The organism is Jezberella sp. (genome assembly GCF_964834465.1).
In genome coordinates, this window is the sequence record NZ_CBAZRM010000010.1 from 136,919 (window position 1) to 156,198 (window position 19,280).

The window sequence follows — 19,280 nt, forward strand, 5'->3', positions numbered from 1 at the left end:
GGCTTAGATCTTATAGCCACCTTCGCGCATAATTTGTGTGACTTGAGGGATCAGCCCACTGAGCGCGGCTTCAGCGGTCTTTTTACCCGTCAGTGCCTCCCAAATACCAACCCCAAGCGCCTGAACGTTAATCCTATCCCACTCGGGAATAATAGGTCGCCAATCGGGGTTCGCGAACTTCAGCGCCTCTTGGAACACTGAAAATTCAGGATACTGGCGCAACATATCTGCATCCGCCAAGGTCGAACTGCGCAGCGGCGAACCCCCTAACCGAGTGACGGCTTTATCCTGCGCCTTAGATGTCAACCATTGCAACAACAAAAAAGCCGCGTCGGGATTTTTCGAGTTCTGCGCGATTGCCAAGCCGGCCCCGCCCGCTTCAGAAGCTCGACGCGCCCCCATGGGATGTAAGGCGTAGCCCACCTTACCAAACACTTTGGATTTTCTCGTGTCGTTGACCTGGCTTGCGATCGAGATAGAGTCAAGATACAGGGCAGACTGACCTTGCAAAAATGCCGCTGTGCTTTGATTTTGATCAAAATTCGTAATGCCTGCTGGGCCAGTGGCGACCACATCTTGCAGAAATTTCAACGCGTCAATACCATATTGGTCATTGAAAGTAGGTTTCCACTGATCGTCAAAGAGTCGCCCGCCAAGGGGATTGAGGTGCAAGAGCCAGGCATGCACCGCCTGATGCCCCACCTGACCTCGCGACGTCAACGCACCAATGCCTGCTTTGTCTTTAATGGTGCGTAAGAGTTTTGAAAATTCGACGTAATTGTTGGGGACTTGTAATTTGTGCTCTTCGAAGATGTCGCGCCGGTAAGCGAGAATCGAGGTTTCAGCCCCATAGGGCAAACCATATAGCGATGCCCCCGGGCCCTTCAAATACCCCTTCGGGCCACCTACCATGCCGATGTTTTCGAGATAAATCGGGATGATGTCATCTAGATCGTACGTCGGATCTGCCAACGCTGGGTTGGCAAAGAAAGGAGCTAATGGCTGGATCAAACGCTTGGCGACGTATTCACTTTTCCACATCACAACGTAGGCGCTCAGGTCATAATCCCCTTGTGATTTGGCCATTTCTAGCAACTGCTTATCTTTTAACCGACTGACGGCGACCTTTTCTGTCTCGACCTTAATGCCCGTGCTTTTGGTGAACTGAGGCAACAAACTCACCATCGCATCGTACTGAGCATGCGCTGGGATACTCATGGTGACCGTCTGCCCCGCGTACTTCGCGTAGCGATTTTGAGCCATCACCCCGCTGACAGGGAAACCTGCCCCAAAAACGGTGATTGCTGCTGATTTGAGAAAGTTGCGTCGCTGCATGGTTGCCGTCTTTTTTAATTTTGTCTGGATCAAATTGTAAACTAAAATAGGCTAATTAGCCTATAAGCCAGTCTACGCTTCGATTAAATTGTAAACTGATATACGCCATTTGGCTAATATTTCAGTATTTACTTTCTTACCAATACAAACTTACAAACCTACGAACAACACTTCAGTCAATCGCTTGGCGCTAAATGCGTCGCCACCTGGGGCTTCCCACCTGGACAATCATCAGTGCAGCAGCGATATTCATCAACACAGCAATCGCTAAAGGCAGCCGATAACTGCCGCTCAAATCAAAGAGCAAACCAAAAAATCCTGGCCCCAGCGCGGATACTAGCTGCATAAACATGGCGCAAATACCGAACACGACACCAAACGAGAGGGCCCCGAACTCTCGTCGCACAATGATAGGGGGTAATGTCGTGACATTACCAGCCGTCATCCCATACAGCACCACCCCCGTCATCAAAGCCCATGGGGTGGTCGGCAAACAACAAACCAGCAATATGGACAGCGCAGCCTGCACTAATACGCCCGCGGCAATGACTCGGACATTCATATGATCCGAGAAGCGCGCCAATAACATACGGGCCACAAACGCAGAAAACGCCGCGGCCATCACGCACAAACCCGTCACCTGCTGGCCAACGACGGGTAGCAACATAGACACTTGATGGGTCAAAAAGCCGATTTGAACCATCAAGGCCAAACCAAAAGCGAGGATCACCGTTCTGAGTTCTTTTGTTTGCAACGCCGTTTTGCGCGTCCAGGTCGCGGTATCGTTGCCAGAGGCGAATTTTGCTGAGGGTAAGCCGTCGGGGTAAAGGCCCAAATCTTGCGGTCTACGTTTCAGCACAAACAGACTGATAGGCCAGACCACGCCCACCACCAGACCAGCGGCCCCCAACATGGCGGCTTCAAAACCCACCGCATCGATGAGCGTTAGCAGAAAAGGCACACCAACCATGCCGCCCACACTCGCCCCTAGCATGGCCGTAGAGACTGCACGCCCTTGATACTTGTTAAACCAGGGCGCTAACGTGGTCGTGAGGGCTGTTGTTGACAAGCAAGACCACCCGAGGCCCATCAGTGCAAACGCGGGATAAATTTGCCAAACGGCCGTCACCTGCCCCATGCTAGCCAGCCCCATGGCCATGGACAATGCACCGGCCATCATCATTGGTTTAGCGCCGTAACGGGCTATGGCAGGCCCCACAAACAACAGGACGGAGGCATTAACCAAAAAGGAAAGTGTTAGCGCTGACGACACCAAGCCGATCGACCAACCCTGCCTCTGACTGATGCTATGTAGATAGACACTGGGCCCGTAAAGTGCAAAAGACCACGCCACGATAGCGATCGCCATACAGCCGCCCACCATCCACCATCCCCAAAAAAGCTTGCGTGTCACTGTGAAGGGGGTGGCAGGTACTTGCATCAGTTGCTCACAGGTCTCGTGACGTCTGCTCGTATGTCTGCTAAGTTTTGCGCTGCGCTTGGGCTACACATAACTGCGTGTAAGCAGCTTTCAGCAGATCACACGCTATATTTTTATCTAACGCTCGCGAGACCATCCCGCCCAGAATGTGCTCATGCTCAGTCATGTTGCCAGCTCGTAAATCTCGCAGCATTGAGGCGGTAAAGTTTGAGCCCGCCTTGGTCAAATTCTCAAGTGCTTTGGCGTGCGCAACCCCGCTCATCGCAAAACCATGCGCGCTTGCCACGGCGCAGGTTTCTGCAAAACACTTCGTCATTAGCTCTGTGCCCCAAGGGGTGGCGACAATTTCTCCGACAGAACCTCGAAAAAGCGTCGTCATGCCGGCCAAAGAGGCCAGATAGACCCATTTATCCCACAACGACTGTTCGATGTTCTCACTATAAATACTGGCAAACTGAGCCTGCTGGCATCGTGCGAAAAAAGCCTTTGCCATGTCAACATGGGCCTCAGAACGCGGCCCAATGGTCAGTGTTGCCAGGTCATTGAGTTGTTTGACAGACCCACTGGGCGTGATCGTGCCGGCAATTTGCGCAACGCCTCCCATGACCCGATCGCGCCCAAAGCGCTCATCCAGCAAGGGCAAATGATTTAGCCCATTCAAGAAGGGGATCAACACGCCTTTGCTACTCGCCCCGGCAATCGAAGCCAATGCATCTTGAAGATCGTAAGCCTTGGGGGCAAGCATGATGAGATCGTACTCAGGGGTCAATTGGTCTTTGGTGACAGACTTGACTTGCACCGTAAACGTTTCTTTGGGTGTCTCTACCGTTAAGCCCTGACTTTGTATTTTTTGATGACGCGCCTCTCTCAGCAAAAACGTGACATCTGCCCCCGCGTTGGTGAGCCGAGCGCCGAAATAACCACCTACCCCCCCTGCGCCTACGATCAAAATTTTCATGTGTCTTATGTGTCTTATTGTTGTCAGTTGGTTTGAATGGCTATCATCCGAAATTTTTATGCGAATTTCAGTGGTTCTGGGCTTGGATGTTAACCAATTATCGAACCGAATCATATGGGCGAGTTACCATATTAGTCATTTTTGATTTTTTCATTGCGAGTTTCATATGTCACCCCTTCCAGCTCACCAGCTCACCATGACGGTGCTGATGACGCCCGACACGGCCAATTTTGCCGGCAACGTGCATGGCGGCAGCATTCTCAGATTATTGGATCAGGTTGCCTACGCCTGCGCCAGTCGGTATGCAAGCCGCTACGTGGTGACGCTTAGCGTTGATCAGGTCACCTTCAGACAACCGATCCACGTGGGCGAACTGGTGACATTCTTAGCTTCTATTAATCACACCGGCACCTCCTCCATGGAGGTCGGCATCAAGGTGATTGCAGAGAACATCCAGACGCAAGAAGTCAGGCATGTGAATAGCTGTTTCTTCACCATGGTAGCTGTCGATGATCAGCGAAAACCGGCCGCGGTACCGCCTTTAAGACCCTTTAGCGAGCAAGAAAAGCGCCGATTTGCCGCAGCTGAACTGCGCAAACAGATGCGCTTAGAAATGAGCGCACGCGTGCATCAAAAAAATCAGGACCTGAAGTCCTGATTTCTCTGCGACATCCAACGGCTTGAGACCTCAAACGGGCTTGGATAACTGATCCAAAATCGCGGGGTTCTCTAGGGTAGACACGTCCTGGGTGACCGCCTCTCCCTTGGCAACCACACGCAACAGACGTCGCATGATTTTGCCAGATCGTGTTTTGGGCAAGTTATCACCAAAACGAATTTCTTTGGGTTTTGCGATCGGCCCAATCTCTTTGGCGACCCAATCACGCAGTTGTTTGCCAATGGCAACTGCCTCGTCACCCTCGGGACGGGTCCTTTTGAGCACCACGAAAGCCACGACCGCTTCGCCCGTCGTTGCATCTGGCCGGCCAACAACAGCAGCCTCGGCGACCAACTCATGAGAAACCAAGGCGGATTCGACCTCCATCGTGCCAAGGCGGTGACCGGATACATTCAACACGTCATCGATGCGCCCCATGATCCAGAAACAACCGTCAACATCACACTGCGCGCCATCGCCAGCGAGGTAGTAACCGTTGAGCTCTGGCGGAAAATAACTTTTCTCGAAACGATCTGGATCACCCCAGATCGTTCTGATCATCGAGGGCCAAGGCCGTTTGATCACCAGAAAGCCGCCGTGACCTGCATCGACGTCGTGCCCAGTCTCATCGACGATCGCCGCAGTAATGCCGGGCAATCGTGTGGTGCACGATCCGGGCTTTAATGGCGTAGCACCGGGCAAGGGCGTAATCATATGCCCCCCCGTTTCGGTTTGCCACCAGGTATCCACGATCGGGCAACGACCACCGCCCACATTGGTGTGATACCACATCCAAGCCTCTGGATTAATCGGCTCGCCAACCGAGCCAAGTAGCCTCAGACTTGTTAGATCGTATGATTTTGGGTGATGCGCTTGGACTGCCTCTGATGCTTTGATGAGCGAACGTATTGCGGTCGGTGCGGTATAGAAGATAGAGACCTGGTGATCTTGAATCATCTTCCAGAACCGACCAGCATCGGGATAAGTCGGCACGCCTTCAAACACAATCTGCGTCATACCTGCTGCCAAAGGCCCGTACGCAATGTAGGTATGGCCCGTCACCCAGCCCACATCGGCGGTACACCAGAACACATCATTTGCCTTGGCATCGAAGACCCATTGCATCGTCAATTTAGCCCACAGCAAATAACCCGCTGAGCTGTGTTGCACCCCTTTGGGCTTGCCGGTCGACCCCGAGGTATAGAGAATGAACAGGGGATGCTCGGCATTGACAGGTACAGGATCGCAGGTGGCTGCTTGTTTGTCTGCCAGCTCATGCATCCAGATGTCGCGCTTGGCATCCCAGACCACTTTGCCACCGGTCCGCTTGTAAACGATGCAATGACGTACTGCATCGCATCCGCCCATGCTAAACGCTTCATCAACCGCAGGCTTCAACGCAATCGCCTTGCCACCGCGCATCTGCTCGTCCGCGGTGATGACCAGCGTCGCCCCGACGTCCGTGATGCGCTCATGGAGGCTCTTTGCCGAGAACCCACCAAAAACGACCGAGTGCGTCACGCCTAAACGGGCACACGCCTGCATCGCAACAACGGCTTCGATCGACATCGGTAAATAAATGATGGCTCGCTCGCCCGTTTTATATCCAAGCGATTTCAGGCCATTGGCAAATTGGCAGACTCGCTCATAGAGTTGCTGATAGGTCACGCGCGTCACTTCGCCGCCATCCGCTTCAAAAATAATGGCTACTTTGTTCGCGTTGCCATTGGTCAGATTGATATCTAGACAATTAGCAGAGATATTCAAATCACCATCACCAAACCAACGATAGAAAGGGGCACGCGACTCGTCCAACACTTGCGTGAAGGGTTTTGCCCAGTGCAGATTTTCACGAGCCAGACGCCCCCAAAAGGCATCTGGATCACGATCCGCTTCTTCGAGGAGCGCCTGGTAGCCAGCTGCGCCAGACACATTCGCTTGTTTAGCGAATTCAGCTGGCGGCGGGAACACACGGGTTTCAACGAGCGTTGATTCGATAGACGTTGACATGGGAATAATCTCCTTTGAGTCTAGTCGTACTGACTCTATTTTTGATAAAAAATATTACAACGCAGCAATGCCGGCAGCGGCGATCTGAGCGTCCTCGGATGACTTAACGCCAGATACGCCAATGGCACCGATAACTTCACCATCAACCATAATGGGTAAGCCGCCTTCGAGCAGACCTTCAACAAATGGAGCCGTTAAAAAGGCCGTACGACCATTATTGATGATGTCTTCGTAAAGCTTGGTTTCACGTCGACCCATCGCAGAGGTATGCGCCTTTGCCGGAGCAATATGTGCAGACAACGGAGCAGCCCCATCTAAACGTTGCAGACTCAAGAGATGCCCGCCATCATCAACGATGGCAATGGTCACAGCCCAGTTGTTTTGATTGGCGCATGCCTTGGCAGCCGCCATCATTCGTGCAACGTCCGCGTCACCGAGAATTGATTTAGTTTTCAAAGCGAATCCTTTATTTGTTCAAGTGCAGTCGGGTCTTCGATTGTCGTGAGATCACCCGGCTCTCTGCCTTCGCAAACTGCGACAATCGCCCGCCTCAACACTTTACCAGAGCGGGTCTTTGGCAGGGAGGTGACAAATCTGACGCGAGCAGGTCGGGCAACTGCGCCTAATTGTTCGTCGACCAGTTTCATGACCTGGCCTTCAAGCTTGAGATCTGCCCCTTCTCCATCAATTAACTTGGCATCTTTCAAGACAGCAAAAGCGATGGCGACTTGTCCTTTGAGCTGGTCGGCAATCCCGACCACTGCACATTCTGCGACCGCGGGATGGTTATTGATTGACTCTTCGATTTCTCTGGTTCCGAGTCGGTGTCCCGCGACATTAATCACATCATCGGTGCGCCCCAGAATGAAGAAATAACCCTCTTCGTCAAATAAACCCCAGTCAAACGTCGAATAGACCTGACGGTTGGGAATTGCCGTGAAATAGGTTTCGACAAACCGAGTATCGTCGCCCCATATCGTGCTCATGGCGCCCGGTGGTAGCGGAGGAACGATGGCGACTACCCCCTTCTGGTTAGCCCCGAGATCCTCACCACTCTGCTCGTCAATCACTCGAACATCAAAGCCGTACACCGGAAAGGAAGGGCTGCCGAATTTGGTCGCGACCTGCGCGATACCTGGTTGCGCCGCGAGGATGGGCCAGCCTGTTTCCGTTTGCCAGTAATTATCGATAATCGGTTTGGCCAAACCCTCTGATATCCATTGTGCGGTGGGCTCATCCAACGGTTCACCCGCCAGATAGAGTGATCTCAAAGACGAAAGATCGTATTTTTTAAGTAAAGCTGGATCCTGCTTTTTAAGCACACGGATAGCTGTCGGTGCAGAAAACATCGTGTTGACAGAGAAACGTTCAACCAGGCTCCAGAGAATGCCCCCGTCAGGCCGAATCGGGGTACCTTCGTAGAGAATGGTGGTTTGCCCAGCAATGAGTGGCCCGTAGACAATGTAAGAATGCCCAACAACCCAGCCGATGTCGCTGGTGCACAGAAAAGTTTCGCCGGGTTTGCCGTTGAACACCCCGCCCATCGAGGAAGCGAGGGCAACCGCATAGCCCCCTGTATCTCGCTGAACACCCTTGGGTTTGCCTGTGGTACCCGAGGTGTAAAGGATATAGCTTGGCGAAGAGGATTCGAGCCAGACAGGTGCAACCTCTGATTCAAGGTACTGACGGTGCATTGCTGCATAGTCCAAGTCCCGCCCGACAACGGGATCAAAGGAAAAGAGACCTCGGTCAACAATAATGACGTTCGCCGGGGGATGTTTAGCCAGTGAGATTGCCTTATCCAGCAATGGTTTGTAGGGCGTCACTTTGCCTGCACGTGAGCCAGCGTCTGCTGTCACAATCACTTTAGGCTGCGCATCGTCGATACGCTGAGCCAAATTAACCGACGCGAATCCGCCAAAAACGACAGAGTGAATAGCGCCCAACCGGGCACACGCCAACATCGTGAATACCGCCTCGGGAATCATTGGCATGTAAATGAGCACGCGATCGCCCTGTTGCACCCCCTGACTGACCAGCATCGCGGCGACCGTGTTCACTTCGCGGTAGAGGTCACGATAGGTGTAGATGATCTCTTGCTCAACCTCGGTCGATACCCAAATCAATGCCCGTTCGTCGCCACGGGTTTCCACCCAGCGATCAACCGCGTTAAAGCATAAATTCGTCTCACCACCGACAAACCACTTCGCAAACGGCGGTGTCGAGTAGTCCAGCACTTGATCAAACGGCTTGTGCCAGTGGACGGCTTGAGCTTCGCGAGCCCAAAAAACGTCTCTTTCCTCCAGGGATTGACGGTGAAAGTGATGAACGGCATTCATGGTCAGGCTTCCTGTTTTATGATAATTTCTGTTGTTGTCGGTCAGAGTTTGTTACTATTTTGCCCTATCTTGCTTAGCTTAGCTGGATCTGGCCATTGCGCAACCGCTGCGTAAGTCTTAGCTTCATCAGATATTCATTGCGTTTGACGCAAGTTGCCTTTAGTCTTACGCCCAAGCTTTTTAGTCTTTCCAATAGATCGAGAATGTCTATACCTTTCTTCGCGATAAACCCCGCTAATGCCCTGCTCTCGGTCAGCAGGTTCAATCGTCGCTGGGTGGTGGGGATTTGTTTGGTTTTGGCAGGTTGCGCGACTGACCCCAATGGGGTTCACACGGCTTTTAACGGTTCGAACGCATCGGATGAGATTGGCTACACGTGGCAGACGCGACCTGATCCGATCGGCGAATTTATCGCTCGCAAGCGAACTGAAAACATAAAAATCAATCCCGAAGACGTGAACAACGTGCTGGCTCGTCAAGCATTAACCCAGCTCGGCATTCGCTATCGGTTTGGCGGCAAGTCACCAGAGACTGGTTTCGATTGCAGTGGCTTGGTTTTCTATTCGGCCCAAGAATCACTCGGTCTGAAACTGCCTCCTCGCTCTGACGACATGGCCAAACTTGGTTCTAATATCGAGCGCAATCAGCTACAGGTGGGCGATTTAGTCTTCTTCAACACCATGGGTCGCCGTTTTTCGCATGTGGGCGTATATCTTGGCGATAGCAAGTTCGTTCATTCTCCCGCAACTGGTGGGGTGGTGCGCATTGAGGATTTGAATGAACGCTATTGGGATAAACGATTCACCGGGGCACGTCGGCTAGAAGGGGCTGAATTTGCCTCGGCCGTCCCAAATACAAGCTTGAACGATGCGGCGCCCATCACGATCTCAACTCAAGGTACCTATGGTTCGATCAGTGCTCACAAGCCGACCAGTGCGCATCTGAACTCGAGTCAGCCTCGTCAAACGACACTGATTAAAGACAAAAAGCCCGCTGCAAGGGCCAACGCGAGTAAATTGGACGACAAATCTAGTTCAAAGGTGACAGCCAAGTCTGGCAGTCAGTCAGAAACAAAATCCGCTTCTAAATCAAGTGCGAAATCTGGAAATAAAACTGACGCCAAACCTGAACCCCAGTCTATCGCTTCAAAATCTAGCACTAGCACCAGCCAGCAGACGAGAGATCCAAAGCTAGCGACTTCAACAAAACCAGCTCAAACCACCACCAATCGCTAGGTCATCACGGCTTGAGTGTGCTCGGGCTCTCACGCAGCGCAATCTCTGCCGATCGCGGGTACCCCCAATTGGGCAAGGGCATGTCGTACGGCACAAACCGAGCGTCGGCAAGCAACAATTCTCACCCCTTGGCGTTGAGCAGCCTGCCTGAAAGTCTTCATCACGTTGTGACCCAGAAAATCGGTTAGCAAGATAACCAATCCAGTGCCCGTCGGCAGTTGCAAGGTTTTTTTCTGATGCGAGGGATCACGACCACTGATATGGTGGGTAATACGAATATTGTGCCCACGCAAAAGTTCAGGGATATTGCCCAGTCGATCTGCCCCCACAACCACTGCACTCAATAAATTGACCATGACTCACCTCTTTCTTGATTAAGAAACAAGTTAAATGATAATGATTCTCATTTAGTGAGTCAAGGCAAATAAGAATAATTCTTATCTTTGCTCGGCCATTTGAAGTTCGAGAAGCTGTTTTGCACGCACTTCGGTTAGCTCAGGAGACAACATGCTAATGAGTGTGTAGACGTAATCGCGCAAAAACACCCCAGATTTAATGGCGATTCTTGTCGTTTGCTCACCAAACAGATGTGCTGCAGACAATTTGACGAGGTGATTATCGCGCGCAGGCTCAAAGGCGACGCCAGCAATGATGCCGATCCCCATACCCACATCCACATACGTTTTAATCACGTCTGCATCGATTGCCTCAAGCACGATATCAGGCGTGATGCCATTTCTTTCGAAGGCCTCGTCCACCGAACGTCTGCCAGAGAAGGCCCGGTCATACGTGACGATCGGGTAATCTTTCAAGTGATCGAGTGTCACCAGAAACTTGCTGTCGCGAGCTAGCGTTGCTAAGGGATGATCTGGCCGCACTACCACCGCATGGCCCCAACTGTAGCAGGGCAACGTTGACAGCCCTGGCGTTAGCGCAAGTGACTCTGTCGCAATTGCCAGATCGGCATGGCCACTGAGCACCATGTCGGCCAACTGAGACGGGCTTCCCTCAGCGAGCGACAGATGAACTTTCGGGAACAAGGCTCTGAAAGCGGGGATCACTTTGGGCAAGACGTAGCGTGCCTGAGTATGAGTGCAGGCGATGACCATCGCGCCCTCGTCTTTGCGAGCGAAGTCATCACTGACTTTTTTTAAGTTATCGATCTCTTGCATGATGCGCTCGATCACCTGCGCGACAGCAATACCCGGTTTGGTCAACCCTTTGATGCGTTTGCCATAACGTTCAAAAATCTTGACACCCAATTCATCCTCAAATTCGAGAATGGCTTTTGAAACGCCGGGCTGAGAGGTGAATAGACTGTTCGCCGCCTCAGTCAAATTAAAGTTGCGCCGAATCGTTTCACGAACAAATCTAAACTGTTGCAAATTCATAGAAACCCCTGAAGATGCACCATTTTAAGTTATATAGAACATAACTTTACAAACTGTTAGTTATGTACTTATAAGGAAACGAGCTAGCTCACGTGACCGCTTGAACCGGTGCTTTAGGTGCCTTGACACGTAAACGTTGCATTAACAGCGCAGCCGTGAGGCCACCAAACAGCAGATGTACGACCCATACGCCAATGCCGAAGGGGATGGTTCCCGTGTTGATCCAGCCTTGAGAGATATTGATCAAATTCATGTAAAGCATCGCCACCAAACCGGCAATGAGTAACTCGGATCGGCCGACTCTGGGATTGACCGCCCCCAGTGGAATCGCCAGCAATGCCAAATTGAGCGCCGCAATCGGGATAGAGATTCGCCAAAACAGCTGACCTTTTGCCTCGGGTTCGGGATCAACGATTAGCATGGATGTCGGCCTTGCCTTGCGACTTTTTAACAGTTCGAGTCGGCGTTGTTCCGCCGATTGCGCACTGTCTTTGCTTTCGAGACGCATGCCAAATCGCTCAAAGTCGGAGACACGAAATTCGGAAGTACCCGGCTTTAAGTCGTAGCGTTGCCCTTTATCCAGCACCAGAAAACGATCACCATTGGCCTCAACTTCCGTTACTGCCGTTTTAGCCGTCACGATTGAATGCCAATTGGGATCCAAGGCACGTAAAAACAGATTACCCAGCGTCGATTGATCTTCACTCGCGTCCTCAGCAAAAAAGACTCGCTGACCCTCTTCTACTTCCATGAACTGACCCGCGGTAATTTTGGATAGATCAGAACGCATCTCATACTTGGCGCGGTAGTCTTCCATTTGCCGCTGCGCCCACGGGGTAGCGAACATCGTCAAACCCGTGATGATGATCGTGGTCGGGATCGCAAGCGTCAAAATCGGGGAAATCCAGCTCAGCAAGGACAAGCCGCTTGAGAACCACACCACCATCTCAGATTCCCGGTAATTGCGAGTGACCGTTGTCAGCACGCCAATAAAAATCGAGACAGCCAGAATGGTCGGAAGCGCTGCGATGGTCGTGAAGGTTGCCAAACCAATCACAATGTCGGGGCCGATTTTGCCAGCGGCAGCCTCACCCAGCAAGCGCACCAACACGATGCTGAGCCACACCACAATCAGCGTCGAGAAAACAACGCCGGCGTGATTGGCAACTTCTGAAATAACCGATCGTTTAAATAGGGACATGAATCAAAAATGCGGGATAATCGAGGGGGAATTCTCGATGCCAGCGGGCGAACTGAATACGCACAACATAGCAGAGAAGAAATTACAGCAAGCGGGTAACACTCTAGGAGTCAATCAATGGAATTTAGCACACACACCACGGCCTCGCCGCATCAGATCAAAACAGCGGCTTTGGCGATTGGTGTTTTTAGTGATGGCATTTTAAGCCCCGCTGCCGATATTATCGATCGCGCCAGCAACGGTGCCGTTCGCGCGGCAATCAAGACAGAATTTACCGGCCGCGCCGCGAGCACCTTGGTGCTTCGCCAACTGACGGGCGTTTCTGCGCTGCGCGTTGTCTTGATCGGCCTAGGCAAACAGGCTGAGTACAGCGCCAAAACCCACGCTAGAGCTGAACACGCCTTTGCCGCCTATTGTGTCCAAGCGCAATTGACCGAGGCTTGCTCAACCCTGACCGCCATTGCAAGCCCAACCGCAGCGCGCCTTCGCGCTCGCACGACCGCTCAAGCCGTGGGTGATGCCACTTACCACTACAACATGACGATCAGCAAACCTGATGCGAGTCGTCAACCTAAGCTCAAAAAATACGGTCTTTGGATCGACAAGGGCGACCAATCGAGCGTACAACTGGGGTTGGCTGAAGGCTCAGCCTTGGTTGCTGGCATGGATCTCGCCAAAACACTCGGCAACCTACCCGCTAATATCTGCACCCCGAGTTACCTGGGCGAGACGGCAAAAACGCTCGCGCGCGAGTTCAAGTCCTTGAAGGTGAGTGTCCTTGAAACCAAACAGATCGAAGCATTGCGGATGGGTTCTTTTCTGTCTGTCTCCAGGGGCTCTGATCAACCCCCTCGCTTCATCGTCATCCACTACAAGAAAACCAGTGCAGTGTCGACTACAGCGAAGAAGAGCTCTGCCAAATCGACTGACACGGGTCCTATCGTGCTCGTTGGCAAAGGCGTAACCTTTGATTCAGGCGGGATATCCATTAAACCTGCTGCCACCATGGATGAAATGAAATATGACATGTGTGGTGCGGCCAGTGTGATCGGCACACTCAGAGCCGTCGCCGAACTCGACCTACCCATCGAAGTCATCGGGTTAATCCCTGCTTGCGAGAATATGCTCAATGGCAGCGCTAACAAGCCGGGCGACGTTGTTACCAGCATGTCGGGCCAAACCATTGAAATTCTGAATACTGATGCCGAAGGACGCCTCATCCTTTGCGATGCCCTCACCTATGCTGAGCGCTTCAAACCAAAGGCCGTCATTGATATCGCCACGCTGACGGGCGCGTGTGTCGTGGCACTCGGTAAAGTGAACTCAGGATTATTCTCGACAGACGACGCGCTGGCCGATGCCTTACTCACCGCGGGCAAACAAGCCCAAGATCCCGCCTGGCGTATGCCGCTCGATGAGGCTTATCAAGAGCAACTGAAATCAAACTTTGCTGATATGGCCAACATTGGTGGCCCACCCGCTGGGGCAGTGACAGCGGCCTGCTTTTTATCGCGCTTTACGAAGGCGTATCGGTGGGCACATCTGGATATCGCCGGCACCGCTTGGCGGTCTGGGGTGGACAAGGGATCGACAGCACGCCCGATGCCTTTGTTGCTCAATTATTTGATTACCAGCGCTTACCAGTAAAGCACTCTCATGGTCAGAATCGACTTTGCATTCGGTGCCAGTGAGCGAGTGGCGCAAGCGTGTCAGACGATCTGGCGGCAATATTTGGCGGGTCAGCGACTCGTCATCTATTGCCCGGATGAGCAGCGACTTGATCAGGTGGATAAGCTGCTGTGGGCATTAGAAGATACGGCCTTTGTGCCGCATGTCCGAAGCCATGACCCACTGGCATCAGTGACCCCGGTCGTCCTCGTGCAGCGCGAACTTGAAGCATCGTTAGGTCGACTCACGACTCACACCTGGTTACTTAATTTGGCGCAGGATTGTCCACCCAGTTTGGGCGCAGTCTCTAGAGTGCTTGAAATCGTCTCAGAGGACGAACAGGATAAGCTAGCGGCACGCGCTCGTTGGTCGATCTATAAAAATCAGGGTCATGACGTCAGAGCGCACCGCTTAGGTGCATAATCGTGCAGCAAAATGACGGCATGAACTAAATTTTGTCATTCAGGGAACTGTAAGGTATGATTTCCGTCCTAGACTAGGTAACCTGACAAGATTCGAACAGGTCAGTCACAACATGAGGGGTTCAATATGAACGACTATCGCACAATTTCACAAGACAGCTATGGCGCTTCGTCAGCCGTTGCACGTAATCGCGTGCTGCGCAATACCTACTGGCTACTCGCCATTTCAATGATCCCGACGGTCATTGGTGCGGCCATCGGTGTTTATACCGGCATGGCACAAGCCATGGCCGCGAGCCCCGGCATGACGCTGATTGTCTTCATGGTAGGGGCGTTTGGTCTCATGTTTGCGGTCGAAAAAAATAAAGACAATTCGATGGGCGTTGCTCTCTTATTACTCTTTACTTTCTTTATGGGCTTGATGCTGTCACGTTTGATTGGTTTTGTCCTCGGTTTTGGCAATGGGGCGCAACTCATTATGGCAGCCTTTGGTGGCACCGCAGTGGTGTTCGGCGCCATGGCAACCTTGGCGACGACCATCAAACGCGACTTGTCGAGCATGGGCAAGTTCCTGTTCATGGGCGCTGTCATTTTAATGATCGCTGCGATTGGCAATATGTTCTTGCACTTGCCTGCCCTGACATTGACCATCATGGTCTTGGCCATCGTGATCTTCTCAGCCTTCATGCTGTTTGATCTGCAACGCGTGGTCAATGGTGGTGAGACCAATTACATCTCGGCCACACTCGCGATTTATTTAGATGTCTATAACGTCTTCTCGAACTTGCTGGCTTTGTTAGGTATCTTCGGCGGCAGCAGTCGCGATTAAGTTCGCACCCCAGGCCGACACTGACCGACACTGACCGGCACTGGTCGTTGGTGACGTCTAGGCCGCCCATTTTGGGCGGCCTTTTCAATTCGGATATTTAGCCAAAATGTTCGCTACGACAGCTTGAGTACGCTCATCCAGTTTCGTTGAAGCCACGCCAATAATGGCCGTGCTGGCTGAACCGCTCCATACCGTCAGTCCAGACTTGGCGTCAATCACTGATATCTTGATGTCGCTCAAAGCAAATCCATCGTCAACATCCGACAAATACTCGGGCCCCCAGGTTCTGCCCGCAGCAATCGGTGAGACCCCATTTCGATTGGGTCTGGGCTGGGTGGTCAATTGATACGTCACCAGAACGTCGGGCCGCTGTTCGTTCAGCGCGAAGCCCAACCTTGGCAACTGCATCAGGAGGGCGAATCTCAATCGCTCGGTGACAGACTCGTGATAACCAGCGGGATTTGGGCCTTGGGGCAAGCCCAACGCAAAGGAGTGGTACGCAGCAAAATCCGCAGAGGGATCAGTTGTCGTGCGCACAGCGGGAGAAGAGGTGCAACTTGCGATGAGCAACACCAGCACAACCACCAAGATTTGACGCCAAATAGCCATGCCCTCTTCTCCTTTTATAGCGTATGGCACTTGCTTCGGTGATGTCTTAATTTACAGGTGGCAAGCGCTTTTCCATTCATATCGTATTCGGTCAGTAGCCAACTGGATCCAAGTTCGTCACGCCGATCCAACGTCATAAAGCCAAAACCAGGAATCCCTGTGAAGCTTTTGACACGATGTTCTTTCAGCACAGTTTTTGTGACTTGCTGAGAGGCAAACGATTGTTCAAGTGCACTGCCACCGTTCCCGGTAATAATCACTGGCTGGCGATCATCGGTAAAAGCAATGGCTTCGAAGGCGTGAAAATGACCGTGTACTGAAAAATTCAATCGTCGACGTAAAGAAAAATCAGTCTCGCGTGAAGCCACAAGCTGACCTAGACCACTCTGATTGACGACGAGACGCCCAGTGTCGCGATCTTTAGTCAGCACGTCCAACGGGTGATGACTGAGAAAAATACTATTGTGTTTGGCTTTGGTTGCATCATCGACTCTATCAAACTGTTTACTGAGCGTCTCGAATGTGGCCTTTGTGAAGTTACTCAGTTTCTTTTTATCCGCAGATGAGTCAAAAACGATGAGCTGGGCATCCGAACCGAGTGAAACCGCAAATGGCTGGGTATGGTTACTGGCCTCGAAATCCCCCTCCGTGTTGCACGCTTGAGCGGCATTAAAGGGGTGACTGTCTAAGAAGCGAAACCAACCTTGCCCGCCTCGTTCGCACATTTCGTGATTACCACGGACAAAAACCCAAGGGGCTTTTGCCAATAAAGGCGCTGCGGGTGTAAAGAAATCCGCATCCCAAACGTCGTAACCGTGACCCCATACTGAGCCCGAGCAACCTGCTATTGCGTCTGGACATGGACTTTCTCGATAAGTAATATCCCCCACATGAATCACGAGATCAGGCTGTTTATCAGCAGCCTGCTTTGCGATTCTTGCGAGCGGCCATTGCACGTCGTTCAAACAATCTTGAAAAGCGTCATCTGCCGCGTTCAATCGACAGCCCGTATCACCCAACACCACGATTCTTCGCGGCACTGCTTTAGGGGTCGCCAGGATTTGATTGCCCACTTTCGCCTGTTTCACACCGGCGACCCACCGCGCCTCGCAACTTAAGACCGGGAAGCTCGCTGCTTTACCGTCACCGTTAAAACGCGAAGCAATCTCTTCCGGCTCAACTCTGACGGCCATCTGAACTGGCGTTTGGCCATCCCACGAAATGGCGGGACACGTCGCCGCTGGGGTGAGCGCCCGAACAGTATATTGACCATCGCCAGCAACCACAAAGGCATAGGGCACGGAAGGCTCATTGGCAGCATAAGCTTGAACAAGCGGCGACACCGTACACAACAAAAAGGCGAACCGCAATAATGTGCGGTGTAAACAAGCAATCATCAACGATCCTAAGAAAATCAGACGGTTTCTTTCAGCTGGCGCAATTCAAAACAACCAAAACGCTCATCGTTTTTAACTGGCCGGCAAACTCTTTGGGGGGCGCGGGATAGTGTGCACTCTGCACGGCAGACAAGGCAGCGCTGTCTAGCATCGGCCGTTTGCTAGTGACCGCCACCACTGCATTGCTTTGAACGCCATCCTTCAAGTCAAAGTGTACTTTAGTCTGGCCTGACATCCCCATGTTCTGCGCTGCCAAAGGGCAGTTGACCGCGGCTTGAATGGCTGCATTGACCCGGCCTCGATAGGCATCCAGCAAATCCGAGCTTTGCCTGCTTTGCGCTTGCGCCGCCGCAGCGGCGGCTGCAGTCGCTTGCTCAGCCTCAGCGAATGTAGCGTCGGTAGTGCTGGCAGAGGGGCTCACCTGCTGTGCTGCCGGAGCCGTTTTAACTTTCTCTGCCACCGGTTTCGGCTTGGGCTTGGCCGCTGGTACCGGAGGGGGTGGCAGGGCCACAGGCTCAGGGGGTTTCTGAGGCTCGGGAGGCTTCTCTGGCTCAGGTGGTTTGGGTGTCGGAACAGGTTCAGGCTGAGATTCGACAACGGGTGACGGAACATCAAGCTCATTGAGCGACAGTTGCAGCACAACCGGTGACTTTTCCTTTTTTATTATCGTCGCAGACAGAAGCAAGGCTGCCAGGCTAGCCAGAAGCACCAGCTCAATGGTGAGCGCCAAGCAAAGAGTTTTGACCCCTTGAAACGAAAGAAAGGGACGACCGAACGCCATAAGTGTGTCGCTTTATTTTGTTTCGGACTGATGTTTCGCGGCAAGCGAAAGCTGACTCGCACCCGATCGCTTAATTGCATCAATGACGTGCATGAGGTTTTGCAACGAGACTGTGTCAGCCCCCACAATCGTGACCGCTGTTTTCTCAGCATCACCTGCTTTCAAAAGCGTTGTTATAGTTTGGTGACGTGTCCACTGGTTGGGATCATCTTCAGCGCAATCATGACGAAGAACACCAATAAGAACAACATGATGTCGATCATCGGAATGATCTCTATCCTCGCCTTTTTTGCTTCCAGATAACGCATCTTCACTAAGCCATCGCTTTAAAAAGGTGATGGCGGTTCAATATCATCATTTTCATGGTTTCCATCTGATGAACCAGATGACGCACCTTGTGATTGATGTTATTGAAAAAGTACAAACCGATCATCGCAACGATCAAGCCCATCGCCGTCGATACCAAGGCTTCTGCAATCCCCCCTGATATTTGCATAGCGGCATTCTGCATATCCCCCATCACACTCATCGCGTTGAACATACCGAGGATCGTGCCAAACAGGCCCAATAACGGTGCCAGCGTAATAATGGTATCCAGCAACCAAACGCTTTTGTCGAGTCGCGGGACTTGATGCATGATGGCCTCTTCAAGGTTGCCATCCAAATCCTCTCGAGAGAGGTGAGCACGCTCGCCATCAATCGCGACCTCGAGCAGCTTGACGACAGGTGAATCTGCATTGGCGGCCTGGAATGCCTTGAGTTCGACGGGATTCAGCGCTTTTGAGTGCTGACACATCGAGATCACGGCATCCCCGACCTTACGCATATTGGCTAAGTACTGCAGGCGCTCGATAATCACAAACAGCGCCACCAGCAACAAAAGACCTAACAAGTAAACAATACCACCTGAACTATTAGCAACGTCTAATAACGCTTTTAAATTCATGAGCCACTCAAATTAAATAATCGATCACAACAATCCGCTATCGATCATTCATTTAGAAGG

At 52.1% G+C, this 19,280-nt stretch carries 19 protein-coding genes; 5 read left to right on the top strand and 14 right to left on the bottom strand.

The features are described from left to right. Positions 1 to 3: 3 nt before the first annotated feature. From AC1W8Y_RS09645 to AC1W8Y_RS09655, 3 genes are all read right to left on the bottom strand, one after another. The gene (locus AC1W8Y_RS09645) at positions 4 to 1,335 is read right to left on the bottom strand and encodes an ABC transporter substrate-binding protein (protein WP_482014260.1); all 1,332 of its coding nucleotides are present in this window, start codon (positions 1,333 to 1,335) and stop codon (positions 4 to 6) included. Positions 1,336 to 1,525: 190 nt separating this feature from the next. Continuing rightward, positions 1,526 to 2,776 carry an MFS transporter gene (locus AC1W8Y_RS09650; RefSeq protein ID WP_482014261.1) on the bottom strand — a complete coding sequence of 417 codons (1,251 nt, stop codon included), beginning with the start codon at positions 2,774 to 2,776 and terminating at the stop codon, positions 1,526 to 1,528. A gap of 40 nt (positions 2,777 to 2,816) precedes the next feature. Continuing rightward, a complete protein-coding gene (locus AC1W8Y_RS09655; RefSeq protein WP_482014262.1) occupies positions 2,817 to 3,734 on the bottom strand; it encodes a ketopantoate reductase family protein in 918 nt (305 codons plus the stop codon). A 196-nt stretch (positions 3,735 to 3,930) separates the two neighbouring features. Here AC1W8Y_RS09655 and AC1W8Y_RS09660 point away from each other — a divergent pair, with 196 nt between their 5' ends. Beyond that, positions 3,931 to 4,392, top strand: a complete 462-nt coding sequence (locus AC1W8Y_RS09660) for an acyl-CoA thioesterase (protein ID WP_482014263.1) — start codon at positions 3,931 to 3,933, stop codon at positions 4,390 to 4,392. Between the two features lie 30 nt (positions 4,393 to 4,422). On the opposite strand, the gene acs is transcribed toward AC1W8Y_RS09660, so the two are convergent. Genes acs through AC1W8Y_RS09675 form a run of 3 tightly spaced genes read right to left on the bottom strand, consistent with a single transcriptional unit; the run spans position 4,423 to position 8,786 of the window. Next, positions 4,423 to 6,402 carry an acetate--CoA ligase gene (gene acs, locus AC1W8Y_RS09665; protein ID WP_482014264.1) on the bottom strand — a complete coding sequence of 660 codons (1,980 nt, stop codon included), beginning with the start codon at positions 6,400 to 6,402 and terminating at the stop codon, positions 4,423 to 4,425. A 54-nt stretch (positions 6,403 to 6,456) separates the two neighbouring features. Further along, positions 6,457 to 6,858: a heme-binding protein gene (locus AC1W8Y_RS09670; RefSeq protein WP_482014265.1), complete on the bottom strand. Its 402-nt coding sequence runs from the start codon at positions 6,856 to 6,858 to the stop codon at positions 6,457 to 6,459. Beyond that, positions 6,855 to 8,786 (bottom strand): propionate--CoA ligase, encoded by a 1,932-nt coding sequence (locus tag AC1W8Y_RS09675; RefSeq protein ID WP_482014285.1) that lies wholly within the window; start codon positions 8,784 to 8,786, stop codon positions 6,855 to 6,857. Before AC1W8Y_RS09675 ends, AC1W8Y_RS09670 begins: the two co-directional genes overlap by 4 nt. Before the next feature lie 158 nt (positions 8,787 to 8,944). Between AC1W8Y_RS09675 and AC1W8Y_RS09680 the strand changes: the two genes are divergently transcribed. Continuing rightward, entirely contained in the window at positions 8,945 to 9,976 is a 1,032-nt protein-coding gene (locus tag AC1W8Y_RS09680; RefSeq protein WP_482014266.1) for a C40 family peptidase, read from the top strand. Positions 9,977 to 10,005: 29 nt separating this feature from the next. On the opposite strand, the gene AC1W8Y_RS09685 is transcribed toward AC1W8Y_RS09680, so the two are convergent. The 3 genes from AC1W8Y_RS09685 to lptF all read right to left on the bottom strand — a co-directional run bounded on the left by AC1W8Y_RS09685 (position 10,006) and on the right by lptF (position 12,568). After that, positions 10,006 to 10,332, bottom strand: coding sequence for a DUF2325 domain-containing protein (locus AC1W8Y_RS09685; RefSeq protein ID WP_482014267.1), 327 nt, complete (start codon positions 10,330 to 10,332; stop codon positions 10,006 to 10,008). Positions 10,333 to 10,413: 81 nt separating this feature from the next. Then, positions 10,414 to 11,367, bottom strand: coding sequence for a CysB family HTH-type transcriptional regulator (locus tag AC1W8Y_RS09690; protein ID WP_482014268.1), 954 nt, complete (start codon positions 11,365 to 11,367; stop codon positions 10,414 to 10,416). A gap of 88 nt (positions 11,368 to 11,455) precedes the next feature. After that, positions 11,456 to 12,568, bottom strand: a complete 1,113-nt coding sequence (gene lptF / locus AC1W8Y_RS09695) for an LPS export ABC transporter permease LptF (protein WP_482014269.1) — start codon at positions 12,566 to 12,568, stop codon at positions 11,456 to 11,458. Between the two features lie 117 nt (positions 12,569 to 12,685). Here lptF and AC1W8Y_RS09700 point away from each other — a divergent pair, with 117 nt between their 5' ends. The 3 genes from AC1W8Y_RS09700 to AC1W8Y_RS09710 all read left to right on the top strand — a co-directional run bounded on the left by AC1W8Y_RS09700 (position 12,686) and on the right by AC1W8Y_RS09710 (position 15,487). Continuing rightward, a complete protein-coding gene (locus tag AC1W8Y_RS09700) occupies positions 12,686 to 14,215 on the top strand; it encodes a leucyl aminopeptidase (protein WP_482014270.1) in 1,530 nt (509 codons plus the stop codon). Positions 14,216 to 14,224: 9 nt separating this feature from the next. Then, positions 14,225 to 14,659: a DNA polymerase III subunit chi gene (locus AC1W8Y_RS09705; RefSeq protein WP_482014271.1), complete on the top strand. Its 435-nt coding sequence runs from the start codon at positions 14,225 to 14,227 to the stop codon at positions 14,657 to 14,659. A 126-nt stretch (positions 14,660 to 14,785) separates the two neighbouring features. Next, on the top strand, positions 14,786 to 15,487 hold the full coding sequence (locus AC1W8Y_RS09710) for a Bax inhibitor-1/YccA family protein (protein WP_482014272.1): 702 nt from the start codon (positions 14,786 to 14,788) through the stop codon (positions 15,485 to 15,487). A gap of 84 nt (positions 15,488 to 15,571) precedes the next feature. On the opposite strand, the gene AC1W8Y_RS09715 is transcribed toward AC1W8Y_RS09710, so the two are convergent. The 5 genes from AC1W8Y_RS09715 to AC1W8Y_RS09735 all read right to left on the bottom strand — a co-directional run bounded on the left by AC1W8Y_RS09715 (position 15,572) and on the right by AC1W8Y_RS09735 (position 19,220). Then, on the bottom strand, positions 15,572 to 16,096 hold the full coding sequence (locus tag AC1W8Y_RS09715) for a DUF4136 domain-containing protein (RefSeq protein ID WP_482014273.1): 525 nt from the start codon (positions 16,094 to 16,096) through the stop codon (positions 15,572 to 15,574). A gap of 14 nt (positions 16,097 to 16,110) precedes the next feature. Continuing rightward, complete coding sequence (locus AC1W8Y_RS09720; RefSeq protein ID WP_482014274.1) at positions 16,111 to 17,493, bottom strand: metallophosphoesterase family protein; 1,383 nt, start codon at positions 17,491 to 17,493, stop codon at positions 16,111 to 16,113. A 31-nt stretch (positions 17,494 to 17,524) separates the two neighbouring features. Continuing rightward, entirely contained in the window at positions 17,525 to 18,274 is a 750-nt protein-coding gene (locus AC1W8Y_RS09725) for a TonB family protein (RefSeq protein ID WP_482014275.1), read from the bottom strand. Between the two features lie 173 nt (positions 18,275 to 18,447). Next, positions 18,448 to 18,582 carry an ExbD/TolR family protein gene (locus AC1W8Y_RS09730; RefSeq protein ID WP_482014276.1) on the bottom strand — a complete coding sequence of 45 codons (135 nt, stop codon included), beginning with the start codon at positions 18,580 to 18,582 and terminating at the stop codon, positions 18,448 to 18,450. Positions 18,583 to 18,587: 5 nt separating this feature from the next. After that, complete coding sequence (locus AC1W8Y_RS09735) at positions 18,588 to 19,220, bottom strand: MotA/TolQ/ExbB proton channel family protein (RefSeq protein ID WP_482014277.1); 633 nt, start codon at positions 19,218 to 19,220, stop codon at positions 18,588 to 18,590. Positions 19,221 to 19,280 lie beyond the last annotated feature (60 nt).